The organism is Bacillus sp. FJAT-42376 (genome assembly GCF_003816055.1).
Lineage (GTDB): Bacteria > Bacillota > Bacilli > Bacillales > Bacillaceae > Metabacillus_B.
The window spans coordinates 1083335-1101656 of sequence record NZ_CP033906.1 but is presented as its reverse complement, the minus strand read 5'-3'; the positions used below and the strand labels follow the sequence as shown (position 1 = coordinate 1101656).

Here is an 18322-nt window from a genome sequence, read left to right as displayed (position 1 = left end):
ACACTCCTCCTATGGGAACGGATGCGGATACGGGTTGAGCTCCGCCATGGTCAGCGGTTTAGGATAATACCCCAGCTCAGCCGGTACCTTCAGCACCCGTTCAAGACCTGTTACGCGGGTTAAATGATGGCCGAACGTCATAGGAAGCATGCCCGGAATCAGCACCTTTACACAGTGCAGGCCATTTCGTTTCAGCTCGGGCGCCGTCTGGTCCACCACAATCACATCCATCTTCCGTTCTTTGAAACGCCCGAGGACATCTTCCAAATCTTCTTTTAAATCGGACCGGACCGGCGTTCGCCCGAAAGCCTCTTCAAACGTAAGCATGGGCCGGGTATCATTCAGCAAAAATCCGAGCCGCTCCTCTGCTTCCTTCAGCCCGTAAAGCATGCCGTGATCCTCCATCTTTTTCACAAGCGACCCGTCCGCAAGCATGTTTTCATAACGTTCCCGGCTGTGCTCGAGCTTTTCACCGAGCCCCCCCATCATCCCGGCCAGCTCAAACACCGCACTTTTCACAGCCTTCACCGGATCGAGATGGGCTCCAGCCGCACACATGACATTCATGCCGGAGTCATTTCGGTTTTTAACGACAGTCCAGATGCTCGGGATGCCGTGCTCCATCGTGGAACGGAACAAGTGAAGCTCGTAGCCGCTTACAAATTCCATCCGGTCAAGCATCAGATTCAGCTCTTCATCCCCTGCTGAACGGGGATCAACCTTCCTGAGAGGAAGCTTTGCATACCAGGTGATCAGGAAGGAATCGCGCTCCGCCACTTCCATGATCCCGTGAAAAACGGCCTCTTCCAGGCTTCCGCCCACCGCACACCCGTTGGAAGTTTCGTACACATATCCGCCTTTATGACCGCAGCCTAGGCTGTAATACGCAAGCAGCTCCGGTACAAGAACCGGCCTTTCCTGTAAAAAAGAGTATCCCCATACCCAGCTCATCTTCCTGTCAGGGCGGAACGGCTTAAAGGGAAAGCCGGGCTGCTCATAGTTTTCAGGGGCATGAACGCCTACCGTCCTCGGATCGATGGCATACTCGCTTAACTGGCTGTAGCTATCCCGAATGACCGGTTTTTTCCCCCTCGGAAGCATGCCGCAATAGCGCTCAAGCCCCTCCAAGATCGCCGTCATTCCGCTCGCTTCGTAGGAAAGGGTACGCCCCGCTGTCCCCTCATTTCCCCCGAATAGAGGAAGATTGATGATGGCGTCGGCAAACGGGGTTGAGAGATCGACCGTTTTTTCATTGAAGATCCCGGTTTTCCCGTCCAGATAATCCTTGAAAAGAACGTGCGAGAGTTCGGACATGGAACGGCAGCGGTAGCTGTCTTCACTGATTTTCGGGCTTGGCTCAAGTCTGATGCGCGCAAGTTCCGGAGAGTCTTCTTCAGGTGTGCCGCATACTTTGCAGAAAGGATCTGCCAGAAAGGAATGCCAGCTCCCGGACAGCGTTTTTAAATTCATCAAATAGACCGCTCCTTCTGAACGGACCGGCTTGCCGCTAAGGGATAAGCGGATCTCATCCCCGATCACATGAATGACTTGCTCCATCGCTGCCCTTGTGGCCCATGCATCCCTGGAGCTGCCCGTTTCATCCAATCGTTCCGTCAAATCCCACATTTCCTTCCGGTCCCGCCCGGCCATCAGCCTTCTCACAGAAGCACAATACACACAGCCTTTCCATCCGTCCTCTTCAAACGGTCCGATCACAGCCTCCCCAAAAGACATATAGGCATACAGCCGGGGAACGCCCCCGAGTTTTTTACGGTTTTCCCTGTAAAAAGAAGCGTTCCAGCCATCCTGCAAAAGCAGGGCAATCTGTGCTCCAGCCGTCCCGTCCCCGGCAGCTTTTGCATGAATCACTTCATAGCTGGAAGCCAGCTGCTCACTGGCAAGATCCGCAAGAGCTCCTTCACCGATCACTGCGATGGTCTTCATTCAGCTTCCTCCTCTCTTAGAGCAACCCGGAACACTCCCGCAATTCCTTCTTTCAAGAGAGGGCCCATGTCAAGCTCTTCAATTTCCACACTTCTTCCTTCCTGTTCCAATATGGACTCTGCCTGAAGGAAAAGCGTTCGTTCATCCAGTTCATAAGGAGGCACAATCAGATGGAACGAATTCTGCAGGGGCACCGGCGGCTTCACTTGACCTTCTCCGTTTGGTGACTGAACGAGCTGAATGGCTTTTTTCAATGCATTTCTCATGGCAAGGGTCACGTTCAGACCGGTGCTGTTCGTCCAGCCCCGGTTCGTTCCGATCCAAACGGACGGGAAACCGGCCACTTCCTTGCCAACCGCTGCTGCAGGCCGGGATTGAAGTGTATTCAGCACCTGCCAGTAATACCGGCATGTTTCATCCTCTGCCTGCAGCTGAACGGGATAGACAGGGCTCGTTTCCTGATTTCTCCGGCTGAGTTCTTCTTCCAGCACCCTTTGGAGACCGCGGCAGACGGCTTCCGCCGCCGTTTCGCCTGCCCCCGCTCCCGCCGTGCCGAACAGACACGCGGCATAGGCTTCAATTCCGGCAAGACCGGCTTCTCTCCGCGCCTCTTCATGAGTCAGCCCGGCGCAGATCACTTCAGGCAGCACGCCCCCGGTTTCTGGATGTGCGGCCTGAACCCTGCATTGCGCAAGCGGAAGCTGCGGGAGATCTCCTTCATCCCACGTTCGGAAAATCCCCGTTTTAGGAGAGGTTAATTCACTGAAACGGACAATCCAATACCCGAGCTTCATCTCCATTTCATTTTCGATCCGCTCTCTGATCCCGCCCGCCCTGCTCAAAGTGACAGACCGATCAGGATGAGGCGCTATCGGATGCCACTCTCCCTCAAGCGTTTCTAAGTCGAGCAGATAAAATTCCCGGTCTGCTGCTTTCAGTCCCGCCGCTGTCTTCAGCCACTCAAATGCAATGAGGTTCGCAAGCATGGCAGAAGCGGCAGAAGACCCAGCTTTTGCTGATGCGGCGCCATCTGATTGGATACTTCTAAACACAGCTGCAGGACCGGCTTCTTGTTCAGGGTATAAAACCGGCCCTGCCACCCCTTGATTTTCCATCATGAGCGCCGGAATCAGGATTTTCCCCTCTTCTCTGCAAATGGCGGCAAGGGACTGCAATTCCTCCTTATCCTCTGAAACATACAGAATAGCCTCAAAGGGCCGGATGGCTTCCGCCCAGTCCTTTGCATCGGCCTCTTCAACAGCTGCATCCGGATCCGACAGACGGGCGTGATCCGCTAATTCCTTTATGCGCCTCCGGTCTGTCCAGTTCGTATTGGTGATTTTCATATGGAACTTAGACAAGCCCGATCCGAGGAGCGAGGAAACGAGCGCGACAAAAAAGGGGCCGGAGCCTGCTGCCAGAACCTTCGTCCTTCGATAATCCTCAAACCGGGCAGCACCCGATCCGCCGAATCCATCCAGAAATTCAATTTGCGGACCGTATCGTTCCAGCACCTGTTCCGTCAGCTGATGGCTCCGTTCTCCGCTCACATCTCTTACATATCCATTCTGAAAAAGACTGCCGGCAATCTCCAGCACCCTCTCCCGGTAATCAGGCATCAGTCCGCCAGTCAGCTGCGCTAACGTGTACTCGCCTGTAAACATAGGCATCAGTTTTTCAATCCATTGAGCAATCGTGCTTCCCTTCATTTGGAATGAACTGGTGTTATTTCTGAAATATATACCGCCCGATGAATCGGGGATGTACACCGTATCCCGATTGACTTTCAGCCGCATGGAAGGATCCAAATTCTGCATTCCGCTCCTCCTCCAAAAATCAGTCTATATCGATTAACTCTATGCGGCGGAAATTGTCCGTTATACCAAAAAACCCCTGTGCATATGCACAGGGGTTTTGTATGAAACGGCAGACCTTACTCCTGGCCTCTCCAGCATCTTCCGCATCCGCCGCAGCGTGCACAGCCTCCGCAGCGAACCGCGCATCCCGCACAGCCTCCACAGCCGCCGCAGCCTCCGCATCCGCCGCAGCCCGCACATCCGGCACATCCGAAACATCGGAAAATCCCAATTCCTACACAGCCCCAGAGCCGGCTGGAATCTCCATATTGCGCATCCCGTATATCCCAGGGAGTCACTTGCCCCACGTGGTAATCGCCTAATTGCAATGCCTGTAAATCATGTTGAATTGGATACATTTGCATAACCTCCGTATGTTTATATTCGCATGCCCTCATAAATTCACTTCGTGCTAGGTGAATGCACCATTTCCGTGTCATTCCCCCCTAATTTATGTAGAACAGCAGAATTGGGTTCATAGTGGGTAAGCCCAATCTTCAAACATCGGAAGGATCTAAATTCGACCGGTTTGTCAGCCAGTGAAACCAGCAGCAGACACAGCGTCCTGTTAAGGCAAGCCCAAGGGCCGCCTGACCGGGCACTATGGGCACGCAGTTCCATTACACGGTATCTGTTCATCTATCATTCTTCTGAACTATAATAGAGTCATACTGGAGAAAGCAGGTACATCACGTGATACATATGCTGTGGGTCATTTATTTAGGGATTTTAGGCACGGCCGCAATCGGCTTCCTTCTTAAAGGAGGCTACAAAACCACATGGATGAGGGCCGATTTCATCGTTTCCATCTTGACGTGGATCGGACTAATGGGGTATGTCACAGGCTCAAGCTTCTTCACACCGATTGTGTGGAAGTTTGTTTTTGCGGGCGGACTCCTGTGGGATGTCTTTTTCAGTTTTAAAATAAAAGACGAGAATGGGGATTCCATCTATGAGGAAATACCAAAGCAGGCAAGACCGGTCCTCATCGGGGGAAGTTTTATCCTTTTCCTCGGCCCGTTATATTTCGGGCTGTTCATGTATGCATTTATGTAAAAAGCTCTGTAAACTTCGCTGTTGATTTCCGCTGCAGCCGTTCGCTTATCCTTAGGCGGGCCTCGCCGCTTTGCGACTGCGGGATCTCACATGTCCCGCTGCTCTCAAGCTCGGAGTCTCACGCCTTCCGCTTCAATCAACCGGGGTTCAAAAATCAGCAACATGCTTTAGCATAGCCATGTAAAAAAATAATCCCCCGCCAAAATGACGGGGGATCCATAGAAGGAGAGAATTTTCACAAAGAGGCTTGGTCATCGACCTCGTTTGCCATAGTGGGTCATTGGTAAACAGTAAAAGAGGAATGGGTCAGGAATCATTGGTTTGTCCGCTTGCCATTTCCAAACTAAAGTACCAAAGGTACATTCGGAGTTCTCCTTCTATGCCTTGAAGAGGATTCTCACCTCTTCAAGGATTAAAAATACTTTTCGCTGTCAAATTTCAATTCTACCGAATAATTTTTCGCATTAATCTGGTTGGACAGACGATTGGCCTGCCGGTCCATTTCGATCGCTTTCAATCGGTATTCCTCCGGCTCGAACATCGCCAGACGGATAATGGAGTTATTTTCACTGTACGCATATGGATATTCTTCTTTTTGGGCAGAACCGTACTCCTTGTACTTCCTTGCTTTTGCCCGGAGCTGTGTGGCGAGCTCAATCGCTTCTACGATCGGAAAAGATTCCCCGCCGAACTCCACCGTATTTCCAATATTCGCCTCATACATCAGCCGGTCGAGAGTTCGGAAATCTTTCCGGATCTCGTCCAGGTCCGCCTCAGCATCCTTAAGCGTCCTTGCCTGTTTCGGAACCTTGCTGCCCTTTTCCACTTCCTGATAGGCCACCCGGTCCATCTCTTCTTCCAGCTCATGAATTCTTTTAGACAAAACACTTTTTAACTTAACGGCTTCCGCCAATGAAATGTTAGCCATAAAAAGCTCCTTTGCAGACCGGTTTTAGCATATTCTATCATTTTAGGAAACTTTCATCCACCATATGCTTATAGGTTTTCAGTATTTCCTCCGGAGAACGGAAAACATAGTCCGCGTCCTCGAATCCCGCTTCCGTTCCGCTTCCCCACAGCGCAAGCCCGAATTTCATCCCCGCCTGCCTGGCACTCTCCATATCGGAAGGAGCATCGCCGATATAAACCGCCTCCTCCGCTCTCGCATGGAGCAGGTCCAGTATATGCAGCAGCGGTTCCGGATGCGGTTTATGGTTTGCGGTGTCATCTTCCAGCACAGCTGCGCTTATATGCTCAGCAAGGCCGGTCGGCACGAAATCAATTTCATATTGAGCCCGGGCTATATACATGAATTCTCCGCCCCGCTTTCTTTACAAGTTAGGTGAATTCCGGCCGGAAAAACGGAGAACCGATTCTCTGGAACGGTCGATTTCTTTAATGTTTTCATCGTAATACTTGGATGCATAGGCGTAAAAAATGATATTGACCGTTAAAAACTGTGCAAAGAGCGAGCTCGTTGCCGCACTGCGGAATTTCGCTTCCGGTGCCCTTACATGGTGAAGAGACAAATCCGTCTGATTCGTTAAGGGATTGCTTCCGAAGCGCGTCAGTCCGATTGTTTTGACGCCGGATTGCTTTGCGATGTTCACAAGCTGCAGTATTTCCTGTGTCTCCCCGCTGTTGGAAATCGCGAAAAACACCGCATTTTTATTGGAAGAAGCAAGCGCGGCCGCGGTCACGTGCGGATCCTGATTGATGCTGACAAACTTTCCAAGCCTCAGCCATTTATGGGAAATATCCTCCGCTACGAGCCAGGACGCTCCCAGGCCGTACACGTAAATGACATCCGCATGTTTCAGCACTTCCACAATTTCATCAATCACCTCTTCATCCAGATACAGCGCAGTCTCCTGAATCGCCTGTACCGAATTGGAGACAATTTTATCTTTGATGGAGGAAATGGGTTCATTCGGCTCAATATCGTAGAATCCCGCTCTTTCAGGACGGGCAATATGAGAAGAGATGGATAGTTTCAGCTCGGAGAAACTATCAATTCCAATCGACCTGCATAACCGGGAAACGGCCGAACTGCTTGCGTTCGCCTCGGCAGCCAGTTCATGAATCGTCATCCTGACTGCTTCCCGGGGATTTTCAAGGATATAGCTTGCTATTTTTGCTTCGGATTTCGGCAGCTGCTGCAGCAATCCTTCCATTCTTAGTAATACGTTAACGACTTCCACCTGATGCTTCCCCTGCCTTCTAACGCGTCATTTCCTTCCGGGCCAAATAATAGCAGCCCAAAGCAGATGACACATCTTCTGTAATAACCTCAGCTTCCGGTTTGCTCTGCTTGATGCGGTCTAGAAAGGAGGTTTGAACAAACAGGATATGTTGGAGGACACTGCCTTTTACAGCCATTTTAACATAATTTTCAAACCCCAGCCTATCCGCGGCGGCAAGCGTCATTTCGGCAAGTGCGATGCCGGCTTCCTGAAAGATTTGCAGGGCCATTTTCCCTCCCGCCTCTGCCTCCTTCACAATCAGCGGGACAAAGGAGGCAATTTCCGCTTTAGTCGCGGAATAGATGGTTTTTTTATCTCCTGGACGTGTGTATAGCCGAGCTCTGAAAGAATGCTTTTCGTTAACGGGCTGAACGGCATCCCCCGGTCTTCCTCCATTGCCATCTGCTGAAAAGCCCTGATCGCAATCCATTACCCGCTTCCTTCATCCCCAAGAAGCTCCATTTGTTTCCTGACCGATCATGCCGTGCTGCAGCGGAATCCGCTCATCCTTAATCCGCTCATCCTTAATCCGCTCATCCAGCAAACCGACCCTCATCTGGGCTGTGACAAAATCAGCATCCTTAAATACCTTTCTGCGGTCAAGCGTCAGATGGATTTCCATTGGCACTCCCGCTTTTTCTACCATTCTCTTCGCAAGACTTCCTACGATTTCAAGCTTCTCTTTCCCGGCTTCGATGTCTGACAGCCACAGCTCCCTAATAGGGAGTTCATCATACCGTTTAATAAAACCTTCGACCAGCTCCGGCGTGTAGCTTGAACCACCGCCGACCGTCGCTACTTTTAATCCCTTTTGCTTCATCAAAATCGCCTGCTAAGGAAAACGACTCCGCTGAGCGCTAGATGACAAACAAAAAAAAGGCCTTTCCGGCCCTTATTCCTGCTTCACTAAGTGTCTGCTCCGATATTGGCCAGGCGTTTTCCCGGCGTGTTTTTTGAAAACCTGATTAAAATATTTATGATTGCTGTACCCGGTTTTTTCGCAGATTTCTGAAATTTTGAGATTGGTGGAGCGAAGGAGTCTCTTGGCGTGCTCAATTCGGACGGATGTGATGTATTCAAAGATTGTCTGGCCCGCATTTTTTGAAAAAAGACTGCACAAATAGGCGGGGCTTTTGTAAAAGCGCCTGCCGAGTTCATCCAGCACAATCGGTTCGCTGTAATGCTCGTTCACATACTGCTTCAGTTCCAAAACCAGTTTTTCATTAAAAGAAATCCGATTCTGATCTAAATATTCCACAGCTTCCCGGACCGTATTCGTAAGCCATTGTTTCAGTTCCTCTCTTGATTTGAGCTCCTCCATTTCTTCATAGAGGAGATATCCCTCTCCGAACAGTTTGTCTTCCAATTCGTATTCGGCTTCGACATGCCGGAGGAAAGTCTTGATCAGGTTAAAGCAAAGGTATTTCGTTTTTTTGGGGGAGAGCTTATTTACCTCGGCATAGTTCATCGTTTTATCGATGAGATGGCCCATTTCATTCCAAACATCCGCTGGCCTTGAGGAAAAGAACAGCTCAATTTCCTTCAACATGGTTGTGCCTTGATGGAGGCCGTACTCTTTCAGCTCTTCATATTTCGTTAAACACTGGCTTCCAAAGATCCCGATTTTCAGCGCTTCCTTCGCTTCCTCGTAGGCGGCAGGCAAGTGAAGATCATTTTGGCGGACACGGCTTATTCCCATGACCGGATTTCCGAGATCCGCGAGGCTTATTAACATGTCCTGCAAATCATGAGGCCGGGGGGAAACCATGACGACGCTGTCTTCCACTATATAAATGAATTCTTCCAGGCATTTTTCCCTCAGATGAACAACAAATGCCTCATTGTGGCCGCGGATGACCGCGACGGCGTATTCATGAAGCGGACGGATTGGCACGGGCTTTAGCGGGCACCTGCCCATGAGTACATCCAATACGTGCTTCTCTTCCAGTTCCGCTTCGTATAATTCTATCTTGCTCGTTAACTTGCTTTCTTCCTTCCTTTTTTCCAGCTTTTCAATCGCTTTTTTTACGGAAGCGACAATATCGGCTGCTTCCATTGGTTTGACGAGGTAATCCACGGCCTCCATCTCTATCGCCCGCTTCGCGTATGTAAATTCTGAATAGCCGCTGATCATAATGAAGAGAAGATTTGGATTTTCCCGCTTCGCCTCCCGGATTAAATCCAGTCCGTTCATTCCGGGCATCCGGATATCGGCGAGCACAATATCGGGACGAAGGCAGTTGATCTGCTTCAAAGCGTCGATTCCATCCATTGCTGTACCGGTAATCTGAATCTTGTATTTCTCCCAATCGACGGCACTCGTCAGCCCCTCAATCACAATTTTTTCGTCATCCGCGATAAAAAGTGTGTACATATCCATGCCCCCTTCTTATCTGTTCGAATGCAGCCCGGCCCTAACCAAAACCTTCGTCCCGCTGCCCGGTTCACTTTCAATCCGCAGACCGTATCCCTCCCCGTAATGAAGCTTCAGGCGGTCATTGATGTTTTTCAGCGCATACCCCTCTGTGCTTTCGAGAGGGTCAAAGCCTTTGCCATCGTCCCTTATCGTAAATACCATGCTTCCCTCCTCGATCCATCCCTTTATTTCAATGTGCCCTTGCTCGGTTTCAGGCTCGAAGGCATGGTATACCGCATTTTCAACGAGGGGCTGCAGGACAAGCTTGATCATTTTTTTATCGAGAATGGCTTCCTCCATTTCGATGGTATAGCGGATTTTGTTATCAAAACGGATATTCTGTATAAGAAGGTAGCTTTCAACCTGCTCGATTTCCTTTTTTACCGTTGTAATGGGATCGCCGTTGTTCAAGGTCAGCTTAAAAATTTTCGAAAGACTGATCGCCATTTTAGCAATCGTCTTGGCATTCGACTTTTCCGCCATCCAGTAAATCGAGTTCAAGGTGTTATAAAGGAAATGCGGATTGATATGGCTTTGAAGCGCCCTGAGTTCAGCCTCCTTTTCCTTAACCTCCGATTGATAAAGCTTGGCGGTCAGCTCTTGATTCCGGCTGTAAAGCTCCACAAAACGATGGCCAATCGTCCCAATCTCATCCTGCTGGTCAAACTCAATATCCCGCACCTCTTCCCTTTTCTCCATTTTCTCGGTCACGAGGCGGAGCATTTCGAGCTGCCCCATAATTTTTTTCGTAATCAGCATAGCGATGATGACGGATAGGAGAAGGGAGACGGCGAGCAGGGAAATAGTCACCAGCCTGACTTGATTCACCTCTTTGACGAGATTGCTGTAAGGGAGAATGCTGACCACTTTCCAGCCTGTTTTTTCATTAAAATGGTCGTTGATAATGTACTTAACTCCATTGATGACCCTGATTTCATTCCCGCTGCTCCCGGAATTCCGAATGGCATCAAAGAGACTTCCGTCCGTTAAGAGAGCTTTCTCCCCCTGGGCATAAACAGGGGTTTTTGTGCGGCTGTCTATGATCATGATACTTCCCGGCATCGCTGAAAACATCGTCTTAAAAATCGAATCATCGATGCTGATCAAAAGCATGCCGAGGGGATCGTTCGTTCCAAGATTGCGAATCATCCTGCCGTAAAGGAGGGGATGCGGAGACCCTGCGGTAAGGCTCGTGTCATCTCCGTAGAACCAATCCCCTTCCCACCTGCTGTTTAATAAACGCGGATAGAGGGAGGAACGCCGGATGACGTCGTAGGCATTTTTCGAAAAAGCACTGTCGCCGCGGTTAATTTTGACGAAGCTGTGCGTTCCATTTCCAATAAAAATCGAATTGATGTAAGGCTTATTGACGACGGTGATGCTGTTCAGTGTATTCCTCGAGGCGGTTTCCAGCTGGTAAAGCCGGGCATCCCGCTTCCGGTAGGTCAGATATCCTTCAATATCATTTGACAGGAAAATCACATTCGAAATATCTTCTATGTCCCCGGCAAATGTATTGATGTTTCCGTCCGCTGTATTGAGCATGCTTTCAGCAGCGGAGGATGCTTTGTTCTCCACGATTTTGCTAAAGTAAAGAAACGTGAAGGGACCGATGATAATAAGCGGAAGAAGAGCGGAAAAGAGGGCAAGCAGCATAATCTTCTTTTTAATGGAATAGTGCTTCAGCCTTCGGAACATCCCGCTTCCCCCTTCACTCATCTCCTTCATAATTCTCCATCCCTTACCTGAATTCCTACAAGACGGGCAGTAAAGGGATTTCATGTAAGGGAGAATCACCGTTTTTGTTTAATTTTTTCACAACTGTCCGCGCTCAGCCTGAATCAGGAAGAGAGGAACGGAACTAAGCCGGAGTCCTCTATTCCTTTACGGCCCCGAGAGTCATGCCGCTGACAATATACCGCTGTACAAAGAAGGAGAAGATCATGACCGGAAGACTGAAGGAGACGGCAGCGGCTGTCATCGGTCCAAGGTCCAGATTGTAGGCCGTCAAAAATTCTGAAATGCCGACTGTGGCCGTTTTTGCATTTGTGCTTGTCATAAGCAAGGAAATCAAAAAGTCATTCCAGGCAAGCATGAACGTAAAGATGGCAGTCGTCGCAAGACCCGGGAGCGATACCGGCAGGATGACGCGCATAAAGCTTCCGAACCAGCCGCAGCCATCAACTCTGGCAGCCTCATCGTATTCTTTTGGAATCGAATCAAAAAACCCGATCATCAGCCAGATGGCAAACGGAACATTGATGGCTGTATAAACAAGGATAAGCGCCAATTGTGTATCAATGAGTCCGATATTTTTTACAATCATGTACATCGGAATCGCAATGCTGATCATCGGGACCATCCTGATCACAAGTGTGAACAGCAGGAACAGACGGCCGGTGACCGATGAAAAGCGGGAAAGCCCGTAGGCGGCAAGCGCTCCTAAGAATACACTGATCAGTGTGCTCGCTCCCGCTGTCAGGAGACTGTTGAAAAAGTAAGTGCCCATCGGCAAATAGTCGAACATATTTTTATAGTTTTCAATTGAAAATTCTGATGGCCAAAACGACGGCGGAGAGCTGACAGCTTCAGCCGACGGTTTCAATGACGTCAGAAGGAGATACACATAAGGCAAAATAAAGAGCAGGGCAAGAAAACAGGTAAGCGTGACAATGAATAGCGTCCACCCTCTCTTTTTAAGGCGGGGATAGACGGGAATCACTGTCCGTTTTTCCTGATAGGTTCGGTTTATTGGCAGATCAGACATTTGCAGCCACCTCCACAGGTCATTATGCATGGCTCTTTCTAGAAGACCAGATTTTTGAAATAAAGAACGAGCTGATGATCATCAGCAGGACTATGAAAATGACCGCCATCGCACTCGACTGCCCGACTTGTCCATAGCGTGTGAGTGTTTTGTACATATACGTGCTCAGTACTTCTGAAGAAAAACCCGGGCCTCCCTGGGTAAGGACCCAGACAATGTCGAACGTCCTCGCTGCATCAATCGTCCGGATCAGCAAAGCGACGGCCGCAACCGGCACGAGAGATGGAAGCGTAATATAGCGGAATTTTGTCCAATGATTGGCCCCATCGATATCTGCCGCTTCATACAGGCTTTTCGAAATCCCCTGGATCCCGGCAAGAAGAACGAGCATCATAAACGGGGTCGTCAGCCATACATCCGCGATAATCGTCGAATAAAGGGCAAAGCGCTGATCAGACAGCCACATGATTTGATGAGGGTCTGACAGAATGCCGATTTTATAAAGAACCGAGTTGATGATGCCAAATTGATCATTCAGCATGAACTTCCAGATCAGCCCTGAGACAAGCGGGGCAATCATAAGCGGACTGAGCAAAACGGTCCGGATGACCTGGCTGCCTTTAAACGCATGGCTTAAAAGCAGGGCAAGGACGAGACCGAGCAAAAACTCCGCTCCGACCGCACAGACGATATAAATGACCGTATTCCACAACGCTTTCAAAAACCTCGGGGAAACAATGGTTTCGGTATAATTTGCAAGCCCCACAAATTGAGCCGCCGCCGGATTCAGCAAATCAATCCGGTAAAAGCTATCCTTCACGAGCATGGCAATCGGGTAAACAAGGAACACAAGCATGAACAGGCCGGCTGGCAAAAAAAACAGGGTGGAAAGCCGTCCGTTATTGATTTTCACATCCTAACCTCCTTTTCGTTTCAAGAAAATCCCCTATAAGGAACAGAAGATTCCTCATAGGAGATCCCAGTCGCATCATTATTGAGGAGGAACGATGCCCTCAATGATTTCCTTCGCCCAGTCCAGCGCTTCCTGAGGCGTTTTTTCTCCGGAAAGCACATACTGGACAGCCGGTATCAGGGCTTCGCTTTCGATTTGCTGCCACTCTTTAATGGCCGGGCGGTTTTGGGTCTGCGGTCCGCTCAACGTGGCCATCAGCGGCTCAAGATGCTCATAGCCTTTTTCCTTGCTGTATTTTTCAAAAACGGATTTTCTTGCAGCGACACCAAGGGTTTTCATGAATGATTCATTTTTCCCGTAAATGAATTCCAAGTATTCTTTTGCGATGTCCTGTTTTTTGGAGGAACTCGGGATAACCTGATACCATGGACCCGGTACCGCACCGATTCCGGAGCTTCCGCCAATCATCGGTGCACTGCCGACTTTGCCGGCAACTTTCGACTGGCTTGCATCATTGGAAGGTACATAAAAATGTCCCCAGGCAAGCATCATCGCGGCTTTGCCATTCCAGAACAGCTCTGACGTCTCAGCCGATGCCATCTCCAGTGCACCAGGAGGAACGGACTTATCCTTTAAAAGCAAATCCGAAAGGAACTGCAGGGATTCCACATAAGGCTTCGTATTCACGTTCACCTTGCCATCCTCGCCGATCACAAGCGGTCCCGCTCCGGCCTGGGTCGCATGATCGAGCCAGCTTGCCACGGCATCCCCATTGTTCGCACCGAAAACGGTTGTTCCATACATATCCGCTTTCCCGTCATTATCCGTATCCTTCGTAAAGAAAGCAGCGGTATCCCGGTACTCCTGCCAAGTTGTCGGCGGCTTTAAGTCATAGCCGTATTTTGCCTTGAACGCTTCTTTATTTTTCGGATCTTCAAACAGATCCTTGCGGTAAATCAGGTTTTTCGCATTGGTCCAAACCGGCATCCCATACTCCTTGCCCTGGAAGCTTCCTCCTGAGACAAGACCCGGGAAAAGGTCGTTTTTCACTTCATCCGTGATCAGGCCGTCGAGCGGAAGCAGACCGCCTGCAAGGGCCGGAAACCAGAGAATATCAATCGTTGCCACATCAAATGCTCCCGCTCTGGAGGCGACCTCCGCCTTCAGCTTGTCGTACACTCCTGTATAGGGAACGGACTCGATTTTCACTTCATAACCAGTCTTATCTTTAAACTCAGCGGCCGTTTCCTTCGCCACCTTAAAAGCAGGGCTTCCCCCTTCAACAAGAACCGTAATCGATTTGCTTCCGCCATCAGCGGATTGCGCGGTTTCAGTTTTCGCTCCTGAACAGCCGCTTAACCCCAGCACAAGCACCATTAGGATGGATACAAACCAGACAAACCCTTTTCTTTTCGCCATCCGTTAAAGCCCCCTTTTCTTTTTTGACTAGCTGCATGCTCCAGCCCCCATTATTAGGCTGAGCGGGAGCGGCACATTTTGCTTGCACGTCGCATGCGCGATTCCGGAGAAAATCTCCAAGCAGACTATTCGTCTGCCGCACTTCATCTGACTCCCTCTTATTTCACATTCAAAAAAACAATATGATAGCGTTTACATTTAAAGCAAAAAACAAAGCCCCCTCTCCATCTCTTTCACGTTCCATACTTTTATTGTAGTGGGAGGAGACCCGTTTTAACATTCCATTATCTTTTGAAATGGGCAGGGATATTTAGAATGTTTTTGACGAGGTAAAACCTCTTTCATCATAAGGGACACGGTGATGGATATCGGACCATTTCAGCATAATGAATGGTTCCATGATATTCGATTCGGGCCGCCCGTCCGTCTTTTTTTGGAAAAAAATGCGTTTCCGTCCGTTTTTTTATATAATAGGGTGTCTGCATTTTTTAAATCTGAACGTATCACAGCCGTTCCATTAAAGGGAGTGTTCAAATATGCCGAACTCTAAATTTTTCAGAATTGGTTATGCCATCATCATCATTTTGGTCATTATCATGCTTTCTGTGAAAGTCCAGTTTATCTTCACACCGCTTGTCATCATTTTTCAGACGCTGTTCTTTCCATTTTTGATTGCCGGCGTCATCTTTTATTTATTTCGGCCGATTGTGCTTTTTCTGAACAAAAAGCGCATTCCGAAGACACTGTCGATTATTGTTCTGTACGTTTTGTTTATCGGGATCGGCACGCTGCTGTTTTTCCTGATCGGGCCGGAAATTCAGAAGCAGTTCAAGACGCTGATTAACAATGCACCCGGCATCATTGAAACACTGCAGGCAAAAACGAATGAAATCAGACAAAGCTCATGGATGTCCCGTTTTGAGGAAAACAGCAACATGACGGTCGAACAGGCGACCACCAAAGTCTCTGATTATCTTAAAAGCAATGTTAGCAATATCGGAAATGGCATAACCGGGGTCATCGGCATCATTTCAAGCCTTGCCACCATTATTGTGACGGTTCCGTTTATCCTGTTCTACCTGCTGAAAGACAGCGAAGGGCTGTCAGGGAAAATTGCCCGCTTCTTCCCGCTAAAAGCAAATGAATCGAAAAAAATTCTGAAGGATATGGATTCTGCACTCAGCTCCTACATTCAGGGGCAGGCGATTATCTGCTTTATCGTTGGCGTGATGATGTACATAGGCTACCTGATTATCGGGATCAAGTACTCGCTGATCCTTGCGATTGTCGCCATGTTTACAAATGTGATTCCGTTTATTGGACCGTTCTTAGCGATTGTTCCTGCGTTAATTATCGGGTTCATTGACTCTCCTTTCATGGCCGTCAAAGTCCTCATTGTCGCGATCATCGTCCAGCAAATCGACGGGAATGTAAGCTCCCCGCTCATCATGGGAAGGAAACTCGATATCCACCCACTGACCATCATCCTGCTCTTGCTCGTCGCAGGAAGCATGGGAGGCTTGCTTTTCATGATCCTCGCCGTACCGGTATACGCGGTGCTGAAAGTCGTCGTCAGTCATATTTACAGGCTGTACCAGCTGCATAAGATCGAGAAAAAGCAATTGAAGGAAGACTAATGGAAGAGGCACTCTGCTGAGAGAGTGCCTCTTTTCTTTAGAAGTTTTCGAAATCTGTTTCTTGAATGAGTATTGGGGATGGCTGATTTCCGTTACAGGCTGCTCGCTTTCCGCGGGGCGGGCGGTGAGCCTCCTCGGCGTAAACGCCTGCGGGGTCTCACCTGTCCCGCTGCTCCCGCAGGAGTCTCGCACCTTCCTCTCCAATCAGCCCAACTGTTTATTGTTCAATACATATGGTCAAAACATTCCTGCTCAAAAAAAAAGCCCTATACCATTTATAAAGTTTATGATGGCCTTTAGGTCGCTTCTTTTTTTCTTATAACCTATTTAAGTTTTTTAATATAAGCGGATGAAATATATCCCTTAATCTTTTGATCAGCCGTTCTTACCGGGTACCAGACAAATTGATTAGCCATACTTTTGTCATAAACGAAATCTCCCCGAATGAATAAAACGGTGTTTCTCCCCGCGTTTTTCTTCGAATTTTTAGTATCAGGATGAACCCTTACATTGCCGCTTTTCACTGTTACTGTCACTTTATCTCCTGCTTTAAAATGATAAGCCGTAGGATGTAGTGCATCTTTTATAGCATATTCCATCTTCCGAAAAACGATATTCTGAGAGCTTTTTGGATCATATATAAAATCTTGCGTAGTGAAAGAAAATGGCGTTAGATTTTCAGACTCCATCCAGCTATTTTTCACTATTTTGCTAAACACTTCTTCCTGATACGCCTTTGTATTTTTCTTGCCGGTTGCTTGTATAAGCGGACTGTTCACAGGCTTGATCCCGTTATAAGCCATAACAGGGAAATACCAGTTTTCAATCATATTCCGGCCCGCCCCCTTTATCTTGGGAACATTGTCATCATATTTTTTTGAAAGAATGCTAACACCAGCGTTAATGTTATAGATTACATCATTTTTCAATTTATCTTTGGAATAACCAGGGTAGTTAGTAACTTGCATTAGTCCGAGACCGCTATCAACTGGTTTAATTCCGAATTGCTGCCACTTGCCATTTTCCTGCGTAGCAACAGCCTTCACTACTTCTGGCGGGATATTAGCCGCTAATGCAGCATTCGTTAATAAGCAATTCATATGCTGAAAAGACGGATTTACATTCGGTTTTAATACACCATACTTTGTACACTTAGATGAAAATTCTGTCACCGCGGCGTCTGCAGATATAGCTGGCTGAAACAGCCCAAAAGCCAAAACAGCAGCCAAGCTTATTTTCCCCATTAATTTCATATCATTTTTCTCCAATCTCCATCGTTATGAGTCTATGTAAATATTACCATGCGAAATAGCGGATTTGGAAAAATAAAACATATAAAAGATTTTTAATTTATCCAAAAATAACATTTTTTAACTTAAATATACAATTGCATTTAAAAGCGTATTATATTTATAAGTAATAAGTAACGATAGGATCGGTGAGGCGATGGGGAATTTTATTAAGATTTTAATTTGTTCAGCATTAATTATATTATCAGGCTGCAATTCTAATGAACATCAGGGTGTTAAAACAACAACAAAGATACATGCCGAAAAAAAGAAACCTGAACTTATATCATATGATCGATATCAATCCTTATTAAATGATTTAGGTAAGTCAATTAAGGTAGAAGGTTTTCAATTTAAAGGGGCATCTACAGATACTCAAGTAACCATTGTTGGAAAAAAACAATCTTTTGGAAAAAGGGAATTTCTTACCATTGGAGGCAAAATGGACGGCAAGGAAACTAATGAAAGAGTATTTTTTGAAAACAATAATACTAACGTTGTTACTTCCCTTGACTTAATTTATCTAGAAAAACCAATGGATAATGATATGCTATATTGGAATCAATCTGTACCTTATGGTTTAAAAAATAAAGAGGTTTTATCCAGTTTTGATGAATCAATGTTAGTTTACAAGAATATCATTTTTAAAATTACAGTTCTTAATTTAAACGATAAAACAAATGATGAACCAATAGCAGTAATTTTCACAGAAAAATTAGTGGATTTTATTAATACAAATTTAAAATAAACAGATAGTCCTTTTTGTTTATGAGTAAGACAAA

The 18322-nt window shown here is 47.7% G+C and carries 16 protein-coding genes and 1 pseudogene; 3 read left to right on the top strand and 14 right to left on the bottom strand.

Translation table 11 applies throughout. The annotated features are described in order from the left end of the window. Nucleotides 1-9: 9 nt before the first annotated feature. The 3 genes from CEF21_RS05490 to CEF21_RS05480 all read right to left on the bottom strand — a co-directional run bounded on the left by CEF21_RS05490 (nt 10) and on the right by CEF21_RS05480 (nt 4159). The gene (locus CEF21_RS05490) at nt 10-1944 is read right to left on the bottom strand and encodes a TOMM precursor leader peptide-binding protein (RefSeq protein WP_123913988.1); all 1935 of its coding nucleotides are present in this window, start codon (nt 1942-1944) and stop codon (nt 10-12) included. Beyond that, nucleotides 1941-3761, bottom strand: coding sequence for a bacteriocin maturation protein (locus tag CEF21_RS05485; protein ID WP_123913986.1), 1821 nt, complete (start codon nt 3759-3761; stop codon nt 1941-1943). The genes CEF21_RS05490 and CEF21_RS05485 overlap by 4 nt, the downstream gene beginning before the upstream one ends. Nucleotides 3762-3877: 116 nt before the next feature. After that, nucleotides 3878-4159 (bottom strand): heterocycloanthracin/sonorensin family bacteriocin, encoded by a 282-nt coding sequence (locus CEF21_RS05480; RefSeq protein WP_123913984.1) that lies wholly within the window; start codon nt 4157-4159, stop codon nt 3878-3880. 334 nt (nt 4160-4493) lie between these two features. Here CEF21_RS05480 and CEF21_RS05475 point away from each other — a divergent pair, with 334 nt between their 5' ends. Beyond that, on the top strand, nt 4494-4856 hold the full coding sequence (locus CEF21_RS05475) for a hypothetical protein (protein ID WP_123913982.1): 363 nt from the start codon (nt 4494-4496) through the stop codon (nt 4854-4856). Between the two features lie 412 nt (nt 4857-5268). Here the strand turns inward: CEF21_RS05475 and CEF21_RS05470 are convergent, their stop codons facing one another. The 10 genes and pseudogenes from CEF21_RS05470 to CEF21_RS05425 form a co-directional block, all read right to left on the bottom strand. Continuing rightward, nucleotides 5269-5784: a hypothetical protein gene (locus CEF21_RS05470; RefSeq protein ID WP_123913980.1), complete on the bottom strand. Its 516-nt coding sequence runs from the start codon at nt 5782-5784 to the stop codon at nt 5269-5271. Between the two features lie 37 nt (nt 5785-5821). Then, entirely contained in the window at nt 5822-6166 is a 345-nt protein-coding gene (locus CEF21_RS05465) for an HAD family hydrolase (protein WP_123913978.1), read from the bottom strand. A gap of 21 nt (nt 6167-6187) precedes the next feature. Further along, on the bottom strand, nt 6188-7057 hold the full coding sequence (locus tag CEF21_RS05460; RefSeq protein ID WP_123913976.1) for a MurR/RpiR family transcriptional regulator: 870 nt from the start codon (nt 7055-7057) through the stop codon (nt 6188-6190). A gap of 19 nt (nt 7058-7076) precedes the next feature. Further along, a complete protein-coding gene (locus CEF21_RS05455) occupies nt 7077-7529 on the bottom strand; it encodes a hypothetical protein (protein ID WP_123913974.1) in 453 nt (150 codons plus the stop codon). Between the two features lie 27 nt (nt 7530-7556). Then, nucleotides 7557-7919, bottom strand: a pseudogene (locus CEF21_RS05450) (family 4 glycosyl hydrolase); the annotation flags it as partial. 72 nt (nt 7920-7991) lie between these two features. After that, nucleotides 7992-9473, bottom strand: coding sequence for a response regulator (locus tag CEF21_RS05445; protein ID WP_164462091.1), 1482 nt, complete (start codon nt 9471-9473; stop codon nt 7992-7994). 15 nt (nt 9474-9488) lie between these two features. Beyond that, nucleotides 9489-11243, bottom strand: coding sequence for a sensor histidine kinase (locus CEF21_RS05440; protein ID WP_164462090.1), 1755 nt, complete (start codon nt 11241-11243; stop codon nt 9489-9491). A gap of 148 nt (nt 11244-11391) precedes the next feature. Then, nucleotides 11392-12282 carry a carbohydrate ABC transporter permease gene (locus CEF21_RS05435; RefSeq protein WP_123913968.1) on the bottom strand — a complete coding sequence of 297 codons (891 nt, stop codon included), beginning with the start codon at nt 12280-12282 and terminating at the stop codon, nt 11392-11394. A gap of 22 nt (nt 12283-12304) precedes the next feature. Next, a complete protein-coding gene (locus CEF21_RS05430; protein ID WP_241156770.1) occupies nt 12305-13195 on the bottom strand; it encodes a carbohydrate ABC transporter permease in 891 nt (296 codons plus the stop codon). Nucleotides 13196-13273: 78 nt separating this feature from the next. Further along, on the bottom strand, nt 13274-14614 hold the full coding sequence (locus tag CEF21_RS05425; protein ID WP_123913966.1) for an ABC transporter substrate-binding protein: 1341 nt from the start codon (nt 14612-14614) through the stop codon (nt 13274-13276). 536 nt (nt 14615-15150) lie between these two features. On the opposite strand from CEF21_RS05425, the gene CEF21_RS05420 reads away from it, so the two are divergent. Continuing rightward, nucleotides 15151-16251 (top strand): AI-2E family transporter, encoded by a 1101-nt coding sequence (locus CEF21_RS05420; protein WP_123913964.1) that lies wholly within the window; start codon nt 15151-15153, stop codon nt 16249-16251. Between the two features lie 323 nt (nt 16252-16574). Here CEF21_RS05420 and CEF21_RS05415 read toward each other — a convergent pair whose 3' ends face one another. Beyond that, complete coding sequence (locus CEF21_RS05415; protein WP_241156769.1) at nt 16575-17504, bottom strand: transglycosylase SLT domain-containing protein; 930 nt, start codon at nt 17502-17504, stop codon at nt 16575-16577. Nucleotides 17505-17697: 193 nt separating this feature from the next. Here CEF21_RS05415 and CEF21_RS05410 point away from each other — a divergent pair, with 193 nt between their 5' ends. After that, entirely contained in the window at nt 17698-18288 is a 591-nt protein-coding gene (locus tag CEF21_RS05410) for a hypothetical protein (protein ID WP_123913962.1), read from the top strand. Nucleotides 18289-18322 lie beyond the last annotated feature (34 nt).